This window comes from Collinsella sp. TF11-5AC (assembly GCF_003436775.1).
Taxonomy (GTDB): Bacteria; Actinomycetota; Coriobacteriia; order Coriobacteriales; family Coriobacteriaceae; genus Collinsella.
Genome location: NZ_QSQO01000013.1, coordinates 39,670 through 60,582 on the forward strand (window position 1 = coordinate 39,670; position 20,913 = coordinate 60,582).

Consider the following 20,913-nt stretch of genomic DNA (forward strand, 5'->3'; position numbering starts at 1 on the left):
CCGGGTGAGATTGGAGGAAGTGATGGCGCAGGGGACGTTTGTGCAGGCGCTTCGCAAAGAGGCGGCGTTGAGCGGCACCTTTATGAAGGGCCGCTCGCTCATGCTCAACGGCGCCGTGCTGTCGATTGAGGACAGCGGCTCGCGCTTCTCCAAAAACGTGACGGTTGAGGGCTCGGTGCGCGGCTCGCGCGGCGACCTGTACAAGACGCACGTGGCGCTCGATATGGACGAGCACGAGGTTATCGACTACGACTGCGACTGCCCCGCCGCATACCGCTATCCCGGTATGTGCAAGCACGCCATCGCCACAGCGCTGGCGTACCTGGACACCAGCGGCATTGAGCCTGTTGAGGGGCTGCGCACGCCGGTTCGCACGTTTACGGCGCAGCCGAAACAGCCCGCGCGCGCCGCGTCCGCCGCGCCGGCCGTCAACCTCAACTTTCCCTTCCCGGCGCCCGTCCCCACGAGCCCGAGCCTTGTGGCGGCGCTTTCCGATCTTTCGGACGCGCGCATGGATGAGCTGGCGAGCATGCGCCGCAAACTTGCCGGTGCCGTTGATCCCGACGCCCCCAAAGCGGCGTTGGAGCCCTCGTTGGTGCCGTACTACAATCCGCTGTTCGCTGACCGCTTTAGCTGGGCGCTCGAGTTCCGCATTCGCTGTGGATCGGTCTCCTACGTGGTCAAGGACATCGATGGCATGGCCGATGCCTACGTGCGCGGCGGCACGTTCTCCTATGGCAAGAAGCTCACGTTTGTCCATTCACCTGAGGCCTTTGACGAAACATCGACAAAGCTGCTCAACCTTGTTGTGACGACAGTTGCCTATCTCGATGACATCACAAGCTCGCGTTCGGCGTCGTACGACTTTGCCCGCAGCGGTTTTGTTGCCGAGCGTCAGTTGCCGCTGTCCGAGCATAGCATCGTATATGTGCTGGACCTGCTGCGCGGCCAGACCATCTCCTTTGAGCCCGCCTGGTCGCGGGGGACGACGACGCGTCGCACCTACGACGTGGCGGTTGAGCTGTCTCCGCAAGGGGAGGACGAGGCGTCCGCTAAGCGCCCACCACTTCTTGCCGCCAAAATCGCGCCGGCGGCTGGTGGTAGCTATGACCTGCGCCTGCCCGCCGATATGTACTGCTTTGCGTCGGGCGATGCCGCCTACTTGGTTGACACGCGCCGCGCGCGCCGTACCGACGCTGCATTTGCTCAGCATGCCGCACCTTTTTTGTCGCGCTTGCTGCCGTGCCGCACGCCCGCCCATATTGCCGCCGAGCAGGTGGGTGAGTTCTGCCGTATGGCGCTGCCCATTTTGCGCGACTATACCGACCTCACCGCGCCCGCCGCGCTCGATACTGTGGCACCCGAGGCGAGCTTTGCCATGGCAATCGGCGTCGACGATGGTCTTGTGACCTGCAAAATTACGGTTACCTACGGCGATTGGTCGGCTGATCTCTTTAGTCTTGGTGCTCCGGGCAGTCCTTTCGAAGAGCAACGCCCCGGTGTGCCACCCCGCGACGAGGTGGCGGAGTTTCGCGTTATGGATACAGCGGCCCTGTACTTCGATTTCTACAAGGGCGGTCTGGCGTTTGAGGAGCGCGATGATGAGAGCCTGTTCTGTCTGCTGACCGAGGGTCTGTCCGCCCTGTCCGAGCTGGGTGAGGTCATGCTCAGTGACCGTCTGCGCCAGGTCTCGGTCCGCCCTGCGCCCAAGCTTTCGGTGCGTGCGACCGTCAAGAGTAACCTGCTCGACGTCGAGCTGGGCGCGAGCGGGCTTTCGGCCGCGGACCTTGCCGTCTATCTCGATTCGTACAAGCGCCACCAGACGTTTGCGCGCCTGACGTCCGGCGACATCGTGCGCCTGGATGAGGGAGCGCGCGCCGCGTTTGGCCTTGCCGAAGATCTGGGTGTCGATGCCGTCGACCTGCTCGACGGCGTGTCGCTTCCCGCGTCGAGCACCCTTTTTGTCGATAGCATGCTCGCGCGCACGCCGGCGCTCGAGGCCGATCGCGACGCCGCGTTCCGCCGCACCGTCGAGCGCCTGGACACGCTCGGCAAGATGGACTTTACGGTACCCGCCTCGCTCAAGGCAACGATGCGCGGCTACCAGGTCGACGGATACCAGTGGCTCGGCTCGCTCGAACACCTGGGCCTTGGCGGCATCTTGGCCGACGACATGGGCCTGGGCAAAACGCTCCAGATGATCGCGCATATCCTGGCGCGCGTGGAGGCGGGGGACACCAAGCCCACGCTCGTGGTATGCCCCGCGTCGCTCGTGTACAACTGGACCGCCGAGCTGGAGCGCTTTGCCCCGTCGCTCGATGTGTGCGCCATCGTGGGCGCCAAGGCGCAACGCCGCGTGCAGATTGCCGGCGTGGCCGAGTATAACGTGGTCGTGACGTCGTATGACCTTATGCGCCGCGATATCGACGAGTACGCCGGGCAGGATTTTGCCCGCGTGGTGCTCGACGAGGCCCAGTACATTAAAAACCCGCTCACCCAGGTGGCCCGCGCTGCCAAGCGCCTGCCGGCCGGCGTGCGCTTTGCCCTGACGGGAACGCCTATCGAAAACCGCCTGTCCGAGCTCTGGAGCATCTTCGACTTTTTGATGCCGGGCCTGCTGGGCACGCGCGAGTCGTTTGCCAAGCGTTTTGAGAGCCCCGTTGAGCATGCCGAGGGCGACAGCGCCGCTCGCCCTCAGGCGCTCGTGTCGCCGTTTGTGCTGCGCCGTGTCAAGGAAGACGTGGTGGACGATCTGCCCGAAAAGATCGAGGACACCGTCGTGGCTCAGCTCACCGGCGAGCAGCGCAAGCTTTACCTGGCAAACCAAGACCGCATCGCCCAGCAGGTGCAGCACCGTGAGGCATCCGAGTTTAAGAAAGACAAGCTCAAGGTGCTCGCCGAGCTCACCAAGCTGCGTCAGATCTGCTGCGACCCGCGTCTACACTACGAGGATTACAAGGCGGGGAGCGCCAAGCTCGACGCTTGCATGGAGCTCGTGCACGGCGCACTCGACGGCGGGCATCGCATCCTGCTGTTCAGCCAGTTTACGGGTATGCTCGATATCATCGGCAAGCGCTTAGCTAAGGAGGACATCGCCTTCCTTAAGCTCACGGGTGCTTCGTCCAAGGAGAGCCGCGCCAAGATGGTCGCGCAGTTCCAAGCGGGCGAGGTTCCGGTCTTTTTGATTTCGCTCAAGGCGGGCGGCGTGGGCCTCAACCTGACGGCGGCCGACGTGGTCATCCACTACGACCCGTGGTGGAACGTGGCGGCGCAGGACCAAGCGACCGACCGCGCGCATCGTATTGGCCAGCAACATACCGTGACCGTGTACAAGCTCATCGCCAAGGACACGATCGAGGAGCGCATCATGCAGATGCAGGAGTCCAAGCGCGATCTGGTCAACAGCGTGCTCGGCGGCGACGGCATCTCGTCGGCGCTGTTCACGCGCGAGGATGTCCTGGCGCTGCTGGGCGGCGAGGGACGCTAGCCTGCGCGCTGATGCATACGTAGCCGGGCGCTCGGAATTGCCGACGCGCCCCGGCATCGACCGCTTAACGCGCCCGTTATGTGTTCATTTGCAATGCCGTGGATGGTTTGTCTGCCTTTGGGCATAAGAACCATCAGGAATATTGGCACATCAGCAAAGGAGAACATCATGGCGAAATTCTTTAAGGACTCCGACGGCAAACTCGTTGCCGCCCTTGGCGACGGCGTTGCGACCCCTGCCGGCTGCACGGAGCTGACCGCGAACACCGAGGATGCAGCGCACGAGAAGCACGTGCCTGTTGTCGAGATCGAGCGCGACGGTCACGTCATTCGCGCACGCGTGGGTTCGACGGAGCACCCCATGCTGCCCGAGCACTACATCGAGTGGATTGCGCTTGAGGCCGAGGGCCGCTTAGAGGTCCATTACCTTGAGCCCGGCATGAAGCCCGCGACGTTTTTCGCCGGCGGCTCCAAGACCGGTACCGTCTATGCCTACTGCAACCTGCATGGGCTGTGGTCCGCGACGTTCTAGGAGCGCGCCCCCGCTCGGGGTATCATAGCTAGCATATGCACATGCGAGCGCCGGCTGCATTATGCGGCCGGCGCTTTTACTACGACAACGACGATTTACGACGGAAAGGGCTGGGCCATGAAGCTCGCACTTGCACAGATTGATATGCGCCTGGGTGATATTGAGGGCATTTGCGGTCGCATCGAGGACCAGGCGCGCCTGGCCCACGAGCGCGGTGCGCGCGTGCTGTGCGTGCCGGCTCCGCTCTTTATGGGAGCCCTGCCCGGCGGCTTGGTGGGCGCTGCCGACTTTGAGCACGACATGCTGACGAGCCTGACGGGCGTTGCCGAGCGTATCCAAGAACTCGATATGATCTGCATCGTGCCCGCGGCGGTTTCGTTTGAGGGCCAGCCCCTGCTCGACTACATGATGCTCAAGGACGGCCATGTGGTGCCGGCCCGTTCGAGCATTGCCCTGCAGCGCGGTGGGAACGGCGATGCCCGTTGGGCGCCGCCGGTGTTTGACGTGGACGGCGTGCGTATCGCCGTGATCTTCGACTTGGACCGCGAGCTCGAGATGCTGCCGACCGGCGTCGACCTCATCGCCTATTTTCAGTTCAACGCGTTTGATATGACCGACCGCGAGACGGCCGCCATCGCCGCCGTTCGCAGCGGTGCCTACCGTAAGATCGCGTCCAAGCGCAGCGTATGGTTTGCCTGCATGGCGCCGGTCGGTGCCTATGACGAGTCGGTGTATACCGGCGGGTCGTTTGTGCTCGACGACTGTGGTCGCGTGGTGGCCCAGGCGCCGTGTTTTGAGGAGAGCCTGCTGGTTCAGGAGATTCAGCGCGGCGTGATGCTCGATGCCTTGGAGGACCACGAGCTGCCCGAGTTTCGTTCCGAGGAGTGGTTGTGGCAGGCGCTGGTGCTCGCCGTGCGCGACAACGCCCGAGCCCACGGTGCGTCGCGTGCTGTGGTGGCGCTCGAGGGCGATCTGCCGTCGTCCTTGCTTGCGGCGCTGGCTGTCGATGCATTGGGCTCGCGCAACGTGATCGGCCTGGTGTTGGACCGCAACCGCATCTTTACGCCGGCGCAGGAAGAGGCTGAGGCCGCCCGATGCGCCGCCGTTCGCGCGATTGCCGAGCGCCTGCATATTCGCACGGTTGAGCGTGATGCGCCGGATGCGGCGCGCGTACTCGACCGCGATGTGTCGGCGGGCGATGCCGAGCGCCTGCGTTCGCGCACGCTGGGCCTTATGCTGGAGGACACGGCGCTCGAACTGGGCGCGATGGCTCTGAGCCCGCTTTCCAAGACCGAGTACGCGTTGGCGGCACCGGCGCTTTGCGGTGGCTACCAGGGCGATTACGCACCCTTTGGCGATGTGTATCTGTCGACCCTCGAGTTTGTGGCGCGCGTGCGCAACCGCGCGTCTGCCGTGGTGCCCCAAGAGCTCGTGACGCTCAACGCGGTGGAGGATTGCATGGAGCGCGTGCTGGCGCAAGCGCTCTCGACGCTCGACGGTCCGGTCGACATGCTCGACCGCGCGGCGCAGCTGCTCGGTGGGCTCGAACCGGGTGAGGTCGATGGCGCGCTCGAGGCGCACGTGGACCGCAATCGATCTTTCGACGACATCCCGATGGCCGCTGGCAAGCCTGAGGCCTGCTCGCTGCTGCTGATGCTCGTTCGACAGGGTGAGGCTGCCCGCCGCATATTGCCGACGGCACCGATCGTCTCATCCCGCTCGTTTGCCGAGCGCTCTTGGCCGTACATGCTCGCCTGGTCCGACCTGGGGCTTAATGGCAAGGAGCGTATGTCGGTCGATTCGCTGGCGCGCGCCGAGGTGCGCCGTTTTGCTGACGAGGATACGAGTGAGCGCATGCGAAACGAGATGATGGGCGTGCTGGGCGAGCTACTGGGTATTTCGCCCGAGCAGATGGAGGAGCTGCGCTCCGAGGACGGTCGGCGTCGTTTGCACGAGGGAATGAAGAAGTTCGAGGGCGAGGTTCAGGACGCCATCGATAAGATGATGGGCGGTCAGGGCGGCTCGCAAGGTGGTCCCCAGGATGGCCCGATGTCGCATCCGCCGGTGGATCCCCGACAGTTCCCATTCTTCTCGCAGAACTAAACTGGGGGTAGGATTCGCTTCCAACCCTGACACTTCAACTGAGCATCTTGGCCCCGTTGTGTTATTCTAGAACAGACGTTCGTGAATGATGCGCGGGGCCTTGTCTTGCGCTGCGCTTGTGGCGAGGGGAGGTTGGCTTGGTTATCTTGGGCATTGACCCCGGTTTGGCCCATACGGGTTGGGGGATTATCGAGGAGCGGCGTGGCGAGGTTCGCTGCCGTGCCTACGGTTGTATCGAGACCAGCGCGGGTAGTCCGCTCGCGGTGCGCCTGTCGCATATCGCCCGCGACCTCAAGGGTGTCGTGGAGCGTTATCGACCCGATACCGCTGCCATCGAGAGCATCTACTTTGGCGCTAATGTCCGCTCGGCAATCCCCACGGCACATGCCCGCGGTGCCGCGCTCGTGGCGCTTTCGGAGTGCGCGCTCGAGATCGGCGAGTACACGCCTATGCAGATCAAGCAGGCTGTGGTGGGTACCGGTGCCGCAGATAAGCGGCAGGTCGCCTACATGGTGCGCACGCTCACGCAGCTCGATCACGACCCGCATCCCGACCATGCCGCCGATGCCCTGGCCTGCGCCATCTGCCACGTTAACCTCAGCCGCACCCGGGCGCTTACCGGCGGCGAGTTCTATCAACAGAGAGGAACCGGATACTGATGATCTCCCAGCTCCACGGAACGCTTGTCGAGGCCACGATGAGCTCTGCTGTCGTCGATGTGTCGGGCGTTGGCTTTGAGCTCGGCATCTCGGGCAGCACTGCGGCCACGTTGCCGACGCCCGGCGGCGAGGTCCGCCTCTACACGCGTATGCAGGTGCGCGAGGACGCCATGACACTTTTCGGTTTTTCCTCTAAGGATGAGCGCACGATGTTCGATCGGCTCGTGTCTGTCTCGGGCGTTGGCCCGCGCTTGGCGCTCGCCGTGCTTTCCACCTATACCGTGGGGCAGCTGTATTCGCTGGTGATGGCCGAGGATGACAAGGGCATGGCCAAGGTGCCCGGTGTTGGCAAAAAGACAGCTCAGCGTCTGATCCTGGAACTCAAGAGCACCTTTGCCAAGGATAAGGGCTTTGTGCCGGTCGACGTGATTCCCGGACAGGTTGCGATGCCCGTGTCCGCTGCCGCTGCCTCGGCCATCGATGACGCCCGTGCGGCGCTTCTCTCCATGGGCTTTAGCCCGCAGGAGACCGAGGTCGCCCTGAGCGGGTATGATGGGCAGGATATGCGTGTCGAGGATCTGCTCGGCGCGGCGCTTAAGCGACTCGGAATGGATGCGTGATGTGGGAAGCCGATGACTCTCAGGACCTGTGGGCGACGCCCGGTAACTCGCCGGCGGCATCCATGGCACACGGCGAGCGCATGGTGGGCTCGGAGCTGACGGCCGAGGACCTTGATGTCGACCGCACTTTGCGCCCCCAGCGCCTGGACGATTACTGCGGCCAGGAGCACATCAAGCAGAGCCTGTGCGTGCTGATCGAAGCGGCGCAGAGCCGTGGTGAGACGCTCGACCACGTGATCTTCTCGGGTCCTCCGGGCCTGGGCAAGACCACGCTGGCCACCGTTATCGCCAACGAGCTGGGCGCTCAGATCAAGACCACGAGTGGTCCCGCCATCGCGCGCACGGGCGACCTGGCGGCCATCCTTACTAACTTGCAGCCGGGTGATGTGCTGTTTATCGACGAGATCCACCGCCTCAACCGTTCGGTCGAGGAGGTCCTGTACCCCGCGATGGAGGACTTTGCCCTCGATATCGTGATTGGCAAGGGTCCGGCGGCGCGCTCGATTCGCCTGGATATCCCCAAGTTTACGCTGGTAGCGGCAACGACCCGCTCAGGCATGTTGACCGGCCCGTTGCGCGACCGCTTTGGCATTTCATATCGCCTGGATTACTACACAGTCGAAGAGCTCGCGCAGATTGTGACGCGCTCGGCGACTATTCTGGGCGTGAAGATCGACCATCCCAGTGCACTCGAGATCGGCTCGCGTTCGCGCGGCACGCCACGTCTTGCCAACCGCCTGCTCAAGCGCGTGCGCGATTACGCACAGGTGCGTGGCAACGGTCCCATCGAGCTCGATATCTGTCGCCAGGCGCTCGAGTTCTTCGAGATCGATGAGCTTGGTCTGGACTGGATGGATATTCGCATTTTGGAGACACTCGCTAAGACGTTCTCCGGACGTGCCGTGGGCCTGACAACGCTTGCCAGCGCGGTGGGCGAGGACCCGGGAACGCTCGAGGATGTCTATGAGCCCTATCTGCTGCAGTGCGGCTTGATGATTCGCACGCCCCAGGGCCGCCAGGCAACGCTTCGCACCTTTGAGCACTTGGGGATTGAACCTACCATTTAGGGCGCTTTGTTTTGGCGGGCTGTTAAGCTATCGCTGAGCATTGGATAAACATATCGCCATTCATCGGTTACGGGTGTTTTACTATTGCGCGCCCGTGCTATGCTGAATTGGTCTTTTTCTCATTCGGTAACGAAAGGACCGCCCATGCCTACTGACATCGAAATCGCACGTTCTGTCACGCCGCTGCCTATTACCGAGGTGGCCAAGAACGCCGGCGTCGACGTTAAGCACCTGATTCCGTACGGCTTCGACAAGGCTAAGGTCGATTATTCACTGCTCAACGAGCCGACTGATCACCAGGCCAAGCTCGTCCTCGTGACCGCCATCAACCCAACGCCTGCGGGCGAGGGCAAGACCACCACGACCATCGGTCTGGCCGACGGCCTGCGCCGTCGCGGCGTCAAGAGCGCCGTGGCCCTGCGCGAGCCTTCGCTTGGCCCCGTCTTTGGCGTTAAGGGCGGCGCTGCCGGCGGCGGCTGGGCTCAGGTCATCCCCATGGAGGATATCAACCTGCACTTTACCGGCGACTTCCATGCCATCGGTGCTGCCAACAACCTGCTGGCCGCCATGCTCGACAACCATATTCAGCAGGGCAACCAGCTTGGCATCGACGTTAAACGCATCACTTGGAAGCGCGTCGTCGATATGAACGACCGTCAGCTGCGCCACGTCATCGACGGTATTGGCGGTAAGGCCCAGGGCGTGCCGCGCGAGGACGGCTTCGATATCACCGTCGCCTCCGAGGTCATGGCAATCCTGTGCCTGTCTACGAGCATTAACGACCTCAAGGAGCGCCTGGGCGAGATTGTTGTCGGCTACAGCTATGCCGGCGAGCCCGTTCGCGCCCGTGACCTTAAGGCCCAGGGTGCCATGGCCGCGTTGCTTAAGGATGCGCTCAAGCCCAATCTGGTGCAGACGCTCGAGGGTACGCCCGCGTTTGTCCACGGCGGTCCCTTCGCCAATATTGCCCACGGCTGCAACTCCATCATGGCCACGCGTATGGCGATGCGCTTTGGCGATGTCGCCATTACCGAGGCCGGCTTCGGTGCCGATTTGGGTGCCGAGAAGTTCCTCGACATCAAGTGCCGCATGACGGGCGTTCGCCCCAGCGCCGTCGTGGTCGTCGCGACCGCTCGTGCGCTGAAGTACAACGGTGGCGTCGCCAAGGCCGACCTCAACGAGGAGAACCTCGAGGCACTCAAGGCCGGCATGCCCAACCTGCTGCGTCACGTCGACAACATCCAGAACGTTTATGGTCTGCCCTGCGTAGTCGCCATCAACCGCTTCCCGACGGACACCGAGGCCGAGCTTGCGCTCATCGAGTCCGAGTGTCAGAAGCTCGGCGTCAACGTTAAGCTTTCCGAGGTCTGGGCCAAGGGCGGCGAGGGCGCGCTCGAGCTTGCCGATGAGGTCATGCGTCTGATTGAGCAGCCGAGCGAGCTCAAGTTTGCCTATGAGGACGGCGCTGATGTCGCTGATGCCCTCGAGGCCGTTGCCACCAAGGTCTACCGCGCCGACGGCGTTGACTTTACGCCGGCCGCCAAGCGCCAGCTCGCCGAGCTGCGCGAGAACGGCTTTGGCAACCTGCCGGTGTGCGTCGCCAAGACGCAGTACAGCTTTAGCGACAACGCCAAGGCCCTGGGCGCTCCCGAGAACTTCCGCATCACGGTGCGCGAGCTCAAGGTTTCTGCCGGCGCCCACTTTGTGGTCGCGCTGACCGGCAGTGTTCTGACCATGCCGGGCCTGCCCAAGGTGCCCGCGGCCGAAAACATCGACGTCGACAACGACGGCAACATCACCGGCCTGTTCTAAGTCTGCTGTCCATAGCTGTTAGCCCGCCCCGCCGTGCCCACAAGGCCCGGCGGGGCTTTTTTATCCTTAGGCCCGCGCATGTCTTGTAGATACCGACGGGCTCTGCCCATCATAGGTTTTTGCGCGGGTAGAATGCATGGATAACTTGATGCTCACGAGCGACGGAAAGGAATCGTTGCATGGATCAGGACAAAACAACCGTGATGGGCGGCTACGGTTCCGCGCAGGCTGGCGATAGCGCCGATGCGACCCGCGTTGTTCCCAACCCCGGTTATACCGACCCCGCCGCGACGCAGCCTTCTGCCGAGCCCACCCGGGTTATGGGCTATGGCGACACGGCGCAGGATTCTTACGCTGCATCTTCGCAAGGCCCCTATGGCAACGCAGCTCCGGATCCGTTTGATTACACGCCGCAGGATTCTTATGCTGCCTCGACGCCGAATCCCTATGACAACCTGCCGCAGAATCCCATTCCGCAGCCTCAGCAGACGACGTATATGCCTCGCACTGCGCAGCCTCGCTACGAGTCGCGCGAGCCGTATCGCGAGTACCCCAAGTCGATTCCGCAATATGGCGAGGACGAGGAGAAGAAGCCGTCGCGTTCGTCGAGCGTGATCAAGAAGATCCTCATCGTACTGGCGATCTTCTTTGCGCTGTCGGTTGTGTTTGCCATCGTGTCGGGCATGCTCAACAAGCGAGGGAGTTCAACGGCCGATACCACTGCCGAGCAAACCGAGTTCGCCTCGTCTAGCACCGTCGATCTGAGCGATATCCCGGGGCAGTACTGGTCCAACGCCAAGAAGCTCCTCAAGTCGCGCGGCGCCGATCTTTCGAATGCCGTGGTCCTGACCGATGATGGCTCAACGCCCGTTGTCGATGCCAACTGGGTCGTTACTTCTGCCTACTATAACGACAGCGGCAACCTCGAAATTCAGCTCACGCACAAGAACAGCTCGGGCAACTCGTCCGACGGACAAAGCGGTACCGACAGCTCGAGCTCCAATACGCTTGAGGACTTGAGCAACAAGGCACAGGAGTTGGGAGACAAGGCGCAAGAGCTGGGCGATACGGCACAAAACCTGGGCGATGCCGCGCAGAACTTGGGCGGCTTGGCGACGGATGCCTGGAACGCCCTACAAAACGGCATCTCGGACGCGCAGGGAAACTAGCTGTTAAGCGGGCTACAGCTGTTCAGCCGGACGGTCGGGCGAGCTAAAGCCCGAATCAAACGTGACGACGCACGAGACGTCGGGTCGGCGCTCGTGCACGATGCGCGTGACGAGCTCCAGCAGCTCCTCGTCGGATATGTCAAAGCCGTCGGGACGCACCAGGTCAAATGACACAAAGCCATCGTGTTCGTGAAGGTCGTGGATGGAAAGCGCGGGGTCGATCTGCATGACGCCGCGCTTGACCCAGCCGCGCAGATCATCGCCGGTTGTCGCGATGGGGTCGCAGTGCAGCGTGATGCCAATGCCCATCTGGCGCTTGATGTCGTGCTCGATGGTGTCCAGGATCTCGTGGTGCTCAAATGCGTCGCCCTCGCCGGGCATTTCCACGTGGGCGCTGGCAAACTGACGGCCGGGGCCGTAGTCGTGCACCATCAGGTCGTGTGTGCCCAAGACCTGCGGATACGACATAATCCTATCGCGGATTTCCTGGACGAGCTTGGGGTCGGGCGCTTGTCCCAGCAGCGGGCTGATGGCGTCGCGCACCAGGCCCATGCCGCTGATGCAGATGAAGATGCCCACGCCCAGGCCCGCCCAGCCGTCGAGGTCAAAGCCGGTCGTTTGCGAAATAAGTGCCGCCACTAAGACCGAGCCCGAGGTGATGACGTCGTTTTTGGAGTCCTGCGCCGTGGCGATGAGCGTCTCCGAGTCGATGCGGTCGCCCAGCGTGCGGTTGAACGCGGCCATCCAGAGCTTAACGAGCATGGACAAGACGAGGGCGGCTAAGGAGAGCGCCGAATATGCAGTGGGGGAAGGTTTGATGATCTTGGTGACCGACTCGAGGATTAGGTTGATGCCGACGGCACAAACCAAGACGGCGACAAACAGACCGGCCAGGTACTCGTAGCGGCCGTGGCCGTAAGGGTGGCCCTCGTCTGCCGGGCGGCTGGCAAGGCGGAACCCGAGCAGACTCACGATGTTGCTCGAGGCGTCGGAGAGGTTGTTGAAAGCGTCGGCGATGAGCGAGACAGAGCCGGCGAGCAGGCCCGCGATGCCCTTGGCTAGGCACAGGGTAATGTTGAGGCCAATGCAGATGAGGCTTGCGGCAAAGCCCGCGTTGGTACGGCAGGATGCATCGACCGGCTCGCCCTCGCTGCCGGGAACAAGCGTATGTACCAGCCGATTTACAAATAGCATGGCGTATCTCCTCGCATTCTCGTTAAGGGGATAGTGTAGCTCGCATGGGCGCACCGTGCGCCGGTGCTCAGAAAATGCAGCAATGGTCTGCCCGCGCTAACGAGTGGGGCTTCTTGTCTGACCGAGTGCTCCATTTTGGGCCACATGGGTATGGGCATGTGCCTGTTTGCTCGACATACTTAATGTCGACAGCCCCTGCGTAAAGGAGGACGTTTCCATGGACGAGATGTTTGCCATTAAATGCCAAAACTGCGGCGGCCCTATGTACTCGCACCAGGCTAAACGCAGCTTTGAGTGCGCCTATTGCGGCACGGTCGTTCCGTGGCAGGCCGATGTGGGGGAGCCCAAGAGTGCCCTGGGCATTCGTCATACGCCGTTGACAGTGGTGGATGGGCTACTTAAGCTCACCCATGTGTCGCAGCTCGAGCGCCCGGTAGACCCGGACTGGTATTTCTTCAATGCGCACTGGCGCAATCAGTCGGTTCTGGAGCATCTGCTGTGGGAGGATCGCGGCACGGCGCAGGAGTTCCAAGAGGCTACGCATGTGAGCATTCCCTGCCCCTTCTGCGGTGCGTCCTTTGAGGGGCCATCGACCCAGCGCGTGTTTGAGTGCCCGTCCTGCGGCAATAAGATCGGCGTTGCCGACCTGCTCAAGCCCGGTACTTTTAGCAAACGCCTGACCATGGGCGTTGGTGCGGAGTATGTACCCGAGCAGGGCATTCCCTGCGAGATCACTCCGCAGCAGGCGCGTGCCAATGCACTGCAGCTGGTGCGCCAGTACCCCGACGCCTTTGCCGGGCACGACGTGGAAGACGCGATTCAAAATGACATGATGCTCTTCTACTTCCCCATGGCGCTCGCGGACTTGCGTATGATGGCGTCCTTCCCGGGCAAGGGCCTGAGCAAGGAGATTTTGGTGTACTACGAGGTGCTCGATTGGGCGTATCCGCGGGCAAACTACCTGGACGTTCGTCTTATGGGCATTTTGGAGCCGTGGGACTTTGGCAAGGTGGGACCGTTCGACCCTGCCATGCAGGAGGGCGACTTCCGCGTTGTCTCCGTCGATGCGTCCACCAAGGACCAGGTGGTTATTGATAAGCTGGCGCTCGACATTGCAGGCAACGATGCCGAGGCGGTGCTGGGGCTCAATAAAAAGAGCATCCGCGCCTGGGCGCGCAAGGCCCGCAAGCATAAAGACGGTCTGGTGATGGTGCCGGTCTACTTTGTCGATCGTCCGGCGACTGACAGCCGCGATGGCGAGCAGGTGCGCATTGCCGTAAACGGCCAGACGGGTCGTGCGGCAGCGGTAGCGTTTAGCGACAAGCGTGAGACGCATGTGGTGGCGTCGCTCAATCCGAGCCTGCATCTGTCCGGCGAGAGCACCGTGCATGCCACGCCCGTCGAGGTCAAATACGTTAAATCGCCGTTCCTATACCAGATCGTGCGCCGTGGAGGCGGCGAGCAACCGCGCCAGGTTGCAGCGGTTGCCGAGGGTTCCTACCGAGAAGAAAAGCCCAAACGCAGGGGCTTGTTCGCTGCGATATTTGGGAAGTAGGGAAGTGCAGCCGGTTGGCGCTGCGATGCGATAGTTAGAGGAGCGGGGCAGTCCGCACTCCTGCGGACTGCCCCGTTTTTGTGTTGCGGGGAAGTGCCGGGCACTTCATTAAAAGTCCTCGCGCGGACTCGAATTCCAATGTCGCCTAGCGCCTTCGCGCAGGATTCCCGAAGTGACTAAAATGTGGCAATAGAGACAGTTTTCACGAACCCCATGGGAGTGACATGCATGGACAACAACACCTTGCTGTTTCAGGACAAGGGTTCGGGTAGGTTTAAAGACGTCAAGATTTACCCCAATCGTATTGAGGTGCTCAAGAAGGGTACTTTCGGCGGCAAGCACACCGAGATTGTCTATCTTAAGGACATCACGGGGGTCAACAGGATCAAGGGCCGCGACGTTTTCCTACGTAACAGGCTGTTGACTGCTTGTGTCTTTAGCCTGAGCAGCCGTGCGAAGGCCCAGGAGTTTGTTAACGCGCTGAACATGGTGATGTAGCCTATGGCGGCGTTCGGGTCACGGTAAAAATCGGGGGCGCAGAATGGTATTCTGCGCCCCCGATTGAGTCGATGTGTCTAAAAGGCCGGCTTGCCTATTCGCTATCGTCCCCAGCGTTTTCGCGGTCACTGGCAAGCATTGCTGTGCCGGCGACCGTCGTCGCCACGGCGGCAGCGGCGAGCCCGGCGGCGATGCCAGAGCCGTCGCCCGTGTCGGCGAGTTTTCCGCCCGAGCCCTTGCCCTTGTTGTCCTTGCCGTTCTTGTCGGTGCTGCTCGCGTTGGTGCCGTTGCCGGTGCCGGTGCCGCCTGCACTGCCCGAGGCCGCTACGGTAAAGCTTGCGGCTTCGTCGCTGGCGAGCGTGTAGTTCTGTGCCGCGTCGCCCAAAAGGCCTTTCACGCGCACCCAGTACGTTCCTGCGGCAAATGTTTCGCCCTCGGCCATTGCTGTGCCCGGAGCGCCGTTCGCGTCGTGCACAAACTCGAGCTGGGCCGTGCAGGCATCGGTTTCGAGCTTGCCCTCGAGTGATGCCGCAATCTTGGCGCGCACGTCTTCGCCGGCCTTAAGGCCTTCAAGCCCCTCAAAATGGGGCGTCAGCGCGCGCGGGTCGATATCGATGGGCACGAAACCCTGCAGCCCCGTAACGGTCTCGTTGCCCAGGGCGTCGACATCAACGTATTCGATGGCAAATGCACGGCCCGAGGCTGCTACGTTGAGTACGTTGCTGCTGTCGACGAGGCGGAAATGACCCTCGCCAACGGTCTTTCCATCCTGGAGCGAGGCATCGCTCAACGAGTCGCCGTATGTCATGCGCATACGGGTCGGGAGGTAGTACGAAACGGTCTGCTTGTGCTTCGCATCGTAATTGCGCTGGTAGATGCTTCGGGCCAGTGCCGCATCAACAAAGTCGGACGCAATGATGCCAATGTGCTTGAGGCAGTCCTCCTTTGTGCTCTCATTTCCGGTGCTGTTTATATACTGGCTCTTGTATAGATGCTCGTTGACCACTCGTGCTGCGGTAAAAGGATTGCTTCCTTGCTTGTAGTTCGTGCAGCTGGTGTAGTTGATACACCAGCTGTGCTCCAGGACCTTTACCTTGGCCCTGTCATTGTCCTCGACGTCCACAATGATGCGGGCGAGCTTGGTTGTCTCCTGCAGCGCCATATCGACCCAGCCGATTTTGTCGGTTCCTGTGCATTCGTAATGGTCCTGGGCGTATACCTTGGTGCAATAGGGCTCTTCGTCACCCGTTTTCCCCACGGCTTCAAAGCCCCGCTCGTCTCGAACGAGACACATAGAGGTGCTGTCGGTGTGTGCTGCGATTTTGTCGTCCCATTGGGTGAGGTCGAGGCCCCATGTGTGGCTGCTTACGCTGTTGCCGGCGAGCCCAAACCGACGCAGCAGGACGATCTTTCCGCGCACCTCGCCCAGCGTGGGGATGCGACTCGATGTGTAGAACAGGTCGGGGTTCTCATCCAAAACCTTGCCAAAGGCCGTCGTGAGGCTTTCGTTGGTAGCCTCGCCATTGCCCCGCGACACGAGCATGATGAGCGCTTCTGTCGGGTTTTCGCTCAAAAACGTATTGAAGTACCCGATGACATCGGAGAGATGCATAAAGTTCCCGTCTTTTTTGAGCAGGTAACAAGCTCCGTGGTCGATGCCGGGGTCGCCGTTCTCGTCGTTCTTTCCAAGTCGGATATCAAAGTAGCGAATGCCTTCGAGCAACTGCGTGGGGATGTAATCCTGCTGGCATTTTGCTTGGGAGGATTGGGGCTCGGTGTCATTGTCCACGCTGCAGGTGCCCGAATCGTGCGTGCCCGGGATGCTCAGTTCGTCGAGGAACTTGCTGTTGTCGACGTATTTCATCCAACAGGGCCCGTCGACGTAGCTGCTGTACGTGATCCAGTCGAGGCTGCTAACCGTGGCATCGTTCTTTTTCATATCGTAACCGATAAGTTCGAGCTCCCACGGAATGCTCTTACTCTTATGGCAGATCTTATTGCTGTCCTGGTCTTTGCCGTCCGATTCTATTGCCAGGTACTTAATGTCTTTTTTCTCGGTTTCTTTCTCGACCGTCCGGTCTCGGATGATATAGGTTCCGTTTGACTGGCGTTTAAACGCAAAAGCGCGGCTGGGCTTGTCGTCATACTCGCCACTCCATACGTGGATGACCTTTCCATCTTTGTCCGAGTCGCCGTCGACCGACCAAATGCTGTAGCCCGTCTTTTTATGCTCTTCGAAATTGAGTAAGGTGCGGATGGCATACCAATTTGTATTATCTGCATCGGTCACTACGTGTTCAAGGATGAGTTTGCTGGACGTGCCGTCATTAAACAGGTGGCAGACGTTGCCGCGAACGTTGCCGTCTTGGTTGACGCTCGCGGTGCGAAAATAGCCCGCGGGGCGAAGGCGAATGACGAACTTGTCGAGGGTGGCCGCCGGTGTGGGCGTGTCTTCTGCAAATGCCGCGCGCACGGGAAGGCCCAGCGCCGCGGTTTCGGGCAGGCTTGCAAATGGCGACAATGCTGCGAGTCCTAGGCCCAGCGTAAATGCTCGACGACTGATGGCGTGGTGTTCGGTCATAACTCCTCCATTCGCGGGGTGCGGTTATGCGCTCGTTTTGGTCACTATACTGCCCGGATGTCTAAACGTGTTGGCTTAATTGTCTGCGCGGTGCTATTAATCGGCGGGCGGACGCGTTGGGGCGCTTGTCTATTTGTGTTGCTACCGCGCTGGGGGTGGTTTTGCCGTCCGGCACCCTCGCGTTCGCCGGCTATCGGCATAAGAAAGGGAGGGCCGGCGAGCCGATCCTCCCTTAGTACGAAACGCTGGGGCACCGTCGCTTGTTTGCACTGCGCTCGTGTTTCCCGTTACGCTCGCGAGTCGCTTAGCGCTTGATCTCGATATCGTCGAGCTTGACGTCCATGGCCTCGGTCTTGGCCTTGGCGATATCATCGGCAAACTCCAGGGACTTCATCATGGTCTCGACGGCGTCCTTGTGCTCTTCGACATTGTCGATGCGCACGTACACGCTGCCGCCGTCAACGTCGGTGAAGTACTCAGTCGTCACGCCGCCCGAGTGTGTATAGGAAGCGTTGCGCCAGGTCTTGCCGTTGTACTTGACGGGATCATTCTCGGTCCACTCAAAGTCGGTCTTCCACTTGGCCTCGTAGTCAAACAGCTCGTCGGCGTTCTTGTCAGGGTCGAAGACGGGGATGAAGCGGTCGCTGGCGTGCTCGCTCTTGGTGAACTTAAACTGGGCCCTGTCGGCCGTGTCGCCGGCAACGTCGGTAATCTCGACGCCCTCGGGGACCTCGACCTTAAACCAAATGAAGTCGGTCCTCATATCCACGGTTGGCTTTTCCGCGCCGCCGCCACCGCTGCTGCCGGTAGCGCCACCGCTTCCGCCACAACCCACCAGGGCAACCGCGGCAAAGAGACTGATGCAGAGGGTGAGAATCGCAAAGGCCTTCTTTTTCATGGTCGTGTCCTCCTCGATCTGTAACCGCCCATGGATTACCTGTCTTTACTGTACGCGCGGGCGGCTCGTTCGGGTGGGCCATGTGTCCCATTCTGAGGGCCGGATTTGCGCCGTTAAGTGGCAATATGCTCGGACGCAAAAGAGGGGAGGGCCGATGCTGTCGGCCCTCCCCGGGGTTGGGTGCCCGTTGTTTTAATGGGGCGCGTGTACGCGGGTGCGCATAGGCACGTGCGGGTGTCCCGTTACTTGATCTCGATGCTCGAAATCTCGACTTCGCGTGCCTCGGAAACTGCCTCTTCCATGTCATCGGGGAACTCGATGGAGTTGAGGAGCGTCTCGGCTTCTTTCTTGTGCTGGTCGAAGTTCGAGATGAGGACGTAGACGCTTCCCGGCTCAACGTCGGTAAAAAGCATGGTTGAGATGCCGCTGTTGTCCTCGTATGTTCCGACGAGCCACGTCCTGCCGTTATACTCGACGGACCCGCCATCCTTCCACTGGAACGTATCCCCCTTCTTTTCCGCCTGGTCGGCGTGGGATTCCTCGGCCGTCAGCGCTTTTTTCCAAACGGGGATAAAGCGATCGGCCGAGGCGTTCTCGTTCTCGGGGAAGGTGAGCTGGACCCTGTCGGCGTTCTTGCCGGCGGAGTCGCTCACGCCAACGCTCTCGGGCATCTCGACCTTAAACCAGATAAAGTCAGTCTTTTCGGCGACGGGGGCCTTTTCCCTGCTCTCGCTCTTGGCGGTGCTGCCGCTTCCGCCCGATGCGCTCCCGCCGCAGCCGACAAGGGCAAATGCGGCAAAGAGGGCGATGCAAAGGGAAAGAATCGATAGGGTCTTTTTCTTCATGGTGGCGTCCTCCTTGTCTGCCAGGGACATCGTGCGCCGCGGATCGCTGGGGCGGCGGTTACGCATGCACATGATGCCTTTGTTTACTGTGCGGTTATTCCTCCATTCGTCGTCCGGCGCCGTGATGAGCTTGCCCCAACATAGGGCTCCTTACCTATATGTATGCCCCAGTTGCCGCTGCCCGGGAGTCTCGAAAGGTGGGCCATGTGTCCCATGTTTGTGTCGCTGCCGCCTATCGTGTGCCATAGAAATCCGCGATGGCCAGGTGCGCTGACGCTCATGTGCTTATGGGCTAGACTTAGCACCATTACGTGATCGATGCGGTCGGTCGGCGGTTGCCACCCGACCGATGTATATGACTTGAAGGTGCATGTGTATGAGCCAAGAGATGATGGACAAGACCTGCCGCGGGTTTGCCGAGGCGCTGGCCGCGCGCGAGCCGGTTCCCGGCGGTGGCAGCGCGAGCGCCTTTGTGGGCGCGCTGGGCGCCTCGCTGTGCGGAATGGTTGCCCGCTACGGTGCGACCAATCCCGCGCTTGCTGATCGTGCGGATGACCTGACGCGTGCGTTTGCCCATGCTGATGAGCTGGCCCAGGAGCTTGTCGAGTTGGTTGCCGAGGACGTTCGTGCCTATGGGCAGGTGTCCGCGGCGTACGGTATTCCGCGTGACGATCCGGCTCGAGCGACCGCGATTCAGGATGCGCTGCATGTGGCCGCTATGCCGCCGTATCGCATTATGGATGCCTGCGGGCGTGCGCTGGCGCTGCTCGAGGACATGGCCGACAAGGGTTCGCGTCAGCTGCTGTCCGATGTGGCGTGCGGCGCCGTGTTCTGCCGTTCCGCTATGCAGGGCGCGAGCTTGACGCTCTTTGCCAACACCACGTCTATGAAGGACCGGGCGCGCGCCGAGGAGCTCGAGACCGCGTGCGATGAGCTGCTCGACACGTGGTTGCCGCGCGCCGATGCGCTGGCGCGCCGCGCCGCCGACGCAGCCAGGAAGAGGGGATAGTCATGGCTGAACTGCTGAAGGGTGCTCCCGTTGCTCGCGCTTTGACTGAGAAACTTGCTGCTCGCTGCGCAGTCCTGCGCGAGCGGGGCGTTGTTCCGACGTTGGCTATCGTGCGTGTAGGTGAACGCGAAGACGACCTATCCTACGAGCGCGGTGCGCTCAAGCGCTGCGAAAAAGTGGGGATTGAGGCTCGTCGCGTTTTGCTTTCTGCCGATGTTTCGCAGGACGAGCTGTTGACGGCCATCGAGGACATTAACGCCGACCCAGCTGTTCATGGCTGCCTGATGTTTCGCCCGCTGCCTGCTGGGCTTGATGAGGATGCGGTTGCCTCGGCACTCGATCCCGCCAAGGACGTTGACTCCATGACGCCGGCTTCGCTGCTCACCACGCTTTCGGGGCGCGGTGAGGGTTTTGCCCCCTGCACAGCCGAAGCCGTGCTTGCTTTGCTGGATCATTATGGCGTTGAGCTGGATGGAGCTAAGGTTGCTGTGGTCGGGCGCTCGCTGGTGATCGGGCGTCCTGTTGCTGCCATGCTTACGGCGCGCAATGCGACCGTGACGACGTGCCATACACATACGCGCGACCTTGCTGCCGAGTGCCGTGCGGCTGATATTGTGGTTGCCGCCGTTGGGCGCGCGCGCACGATTGGCGTGGATGCCGTTCGCGAGGACCAGACGATCATTGATGTGGGCATTAACTGGGATGAGGACGCTGGCAAGCTGGTGGGTGACGTCGATTTTGTTGCCGCGGAGCCGGTTGTTGGTGCCATCACCCCCGTGCCGGGCGGCGTGGGCGCCGTGACAACGGCGATTCTCGCCAAACACGTGATCGAAGCGGCCGAGCGGGTGGCGCGCGCAGACGTGGTGTAAGAGCGTCCTGAGGTCC

The 20,913-nt window shown here is 61.6% G+C and carries 16 protein-coding genes; 12 read left to right on the forward strand and 4 right to left on the reverse strand.

Going from position 1 to position 20,913, the window contains the following annotated elements; translation table 11 throughout:
- Positions 1-22 precede the first annotated feature (22 nt).
- The 8 genes from DXD16_RS06915 (at position 23) to DXD16_RS06950 (ending at position 11,448) form a co-directional block, all read left to right on the forward strand.
- On the forward strand, positions 23-3,487 hold the full coding sequence (locus DXD16_RS06915) for an SNF2-related protein (RefSeq protein WP_117655587.1): 3,465 nt from the start codon (positions 23-25) through the stop codon (positions 3,485-3,487).
- Positions 3,488-3,655: 168 nt separating this feature from the next.
- Positions 3,656-4,018, forward strand: a complete 363-nt coding sequence (locus DXD16_RS06920) for a desulfoferrodoxin family protein (protein WP_117655588.1) — start codon at positions 3,656-3,658, stop codon at positions 4,016-4,018.
- Between the two features lie 117 nt (positions 4,019-4,135).
- Entirely contained in the window at positions 4,136-6,121 is a 1,986-nt protein-coding gene (locus DXD16_RS06925; RefSeq protein ID WP_117655589.1) for a hypothetical protein, read from the forward strand.
- 137 nt (positions 6,122-6,258) lie between these two features.
- Positions 6,259-6,780: a crossover junction endodeoxyribonuclease RuvC gene (ruvC, locus tag DXD16_RS06930; protein WP_035137351.1), complete on the forward strand. Its 522-nt coding sequence runs from the start codon at positions 6,259-6,261 to the stop codon at positions 6,778-6,780.
- Positions 6,780-7,400: a Holliday junction branch migration protein RuvA gene (ruvA, locus tag DXD16_RS06935; RefSeq protein WP_117655590.1), complete on the forward strand. Its 621-nt coding sequence runs from the start codon at positions 6,780-6,782 to the stop codon at positions 7,398-7,400. The genes ruvC and ruvA overlap by 1 nt, the downstream gene beginning before the upstream one ends.
- Positions 7,400-8,467, forward strand: coding sequence for a Holliday junction branch migration DNA helicase RuvB (gene ruvB / locus DXD16_RS06940; protein ID WP_117655591.1), 1,068 nt, complete (start codon positions 7,400-7,402; stop codon positions 8,465-8,467). Before ruvA ends, ruvB begins: the two co-directional genes overlap by 1 nt.
- Positions 8,468-8,611: 144 nt before the next feature.
- Positions 8,612-10,279, forward strand: coding sequence for a formate--tetrahydrofolate ligase (locus DXD16_RS06945; protein ID WP_117655592.1), 1,668 nt, complete (start codon positions 8,612-8,614; stop codon positions 10,277-10,279).
- 179 nt (positions 10,280-10,458) lie between these two features.
- Entirely contained in the window at positions 10,459-11,448 is a 990-nt protein-coding gene (locus tag DXD16_RS06950; RefSeq protein ID WP_117655593.1) for a hypothetical protein, read from the forward strand.
- Positions 11,449-11,460: 12 nt separating this feature from the next.
- Here the strand turns inward: DXD16_RS06950 and DXD16_RS06955 are convergent, their stop codons facing one another.
- Positions 11,461-12,642, reverse strand: coding sequence for a cation diffusion facilitator family transporter (locus DXD16_RS06955; RefSeq protein ID WP_117655594.1), 1,182 nt, complete (start codon positions 12,640-12,642; stop codon positions 11,461-11,463).
- Positions 12,643-12,859: 217 nt separating this feature from the next.
- Here DXD16_RS06955 and DXD16_RS06960 point away from each other — a divergent pair, with 217 nt between their 5' ends.
- On the forward strand, positions 12,860-14,197 hold the full coding sequence (locus tag DXD16_RS06960; protein ID WP_117655595.1) for a hypothetical protein: 1,338 nt from the start codon (positions 12,860-12,862) through the stop codon (positions 14,195-14,197).
- A gap of 228 nt (positions 14,198-14,425) precedes the next feature.
- Positions 14,426-14,695 carry a hypothetical protein gene (locus tag DXD16_RS06965; RefSeq protein WP_022095134.1) on the forward strand — a complete coding sequence of 90 codons (270 nt, stop codon included), beginning with the start codon at positions 14,426-14,428 and terminating at the stop codon, positions 14,693-14,695.
- A gap of 94 nt (positions 14,696-14,789) precedes the next feature.
- Here DXD16_RS06965 and DXD16_RS06970 read toward each other — a convergent pair whose 3' ends face one another.
- From DXD16_RS06970 to DXD16_RS06980, 3 genes are all read right to left on the reverse strand, one after another.
- Positions 14,790-17,276, reverse strand: coding sequence for a phosphatidylinositol-specific phospholipase C (locus DXD16_RS06970; RefSeq protein ID WP_117655596.1), 2,487 nt, complete (start codon positions 17,274-17,276; stop codon positions 14,790-14,792).
- A 304-nt stretch (positions 17,277-17,580) separates the two neighbouring features.
- The gene (locus tag DXD16_RS06975) at positions 17,581-18,174 is read right to left on the reverse strand and encodes a hypothetical protein (protein ID WP_117655597.1); all 594 of its coding nucleotides are present in this window, start codon (positions 18,172-18,174) and stop codon (positions 17,581-17,583) included.
- 242 nt (positions 18,175-18,416) lie between these two features.
- On the reverse strand, positions 18,417-19,019 hold the full coding sequence (locus tag DXD16_RS06980) for a hypothetical protein (protein ID WP_147326467.1): 603 nt from the start codon (positions 19,017-19,019) through the stop codon (positions 18,417-18,419).
- 376 nt (positions 19,020-19,395) lie between these two features.
- Between DXD16_RS06980 and DXD16_RS06985 the strand changes: the two genes are divergently transcribed.
- Both DXD16_RS06985 and DXD16_RS06990 read left to right on the forward strand, forming a co-directional pair.
- Positions 19,396-20,028: a cyclodeaminase/cyclohydrolase family protein gene (locus DXD16_RS06985; RefSeq protein WP_158551631.1), complete on the forward strand. Its 633-nt coding sequence runs from the start codon at positions 19,396-19,398 to the stop codon at positions 20,026-20,028.
- Between the two features lie 2 nt (positions 20,029-20,030).
- Entirely contained in the window at positions 20,031-20,897 is an 867-nt protein-coding gene (locus DXD16_RS06990) for a bifunctional 5,10-methylenetetrahydrofolate dehydrogenase/5,10-methenyltetrahydrofolate cyclohydrolase (RefSeq protein ID WP_117655600.1), read from the forward strand.
- The last annotated feature ends 16 nt before the right edge of the window (positions 20,898-20,913 follow it).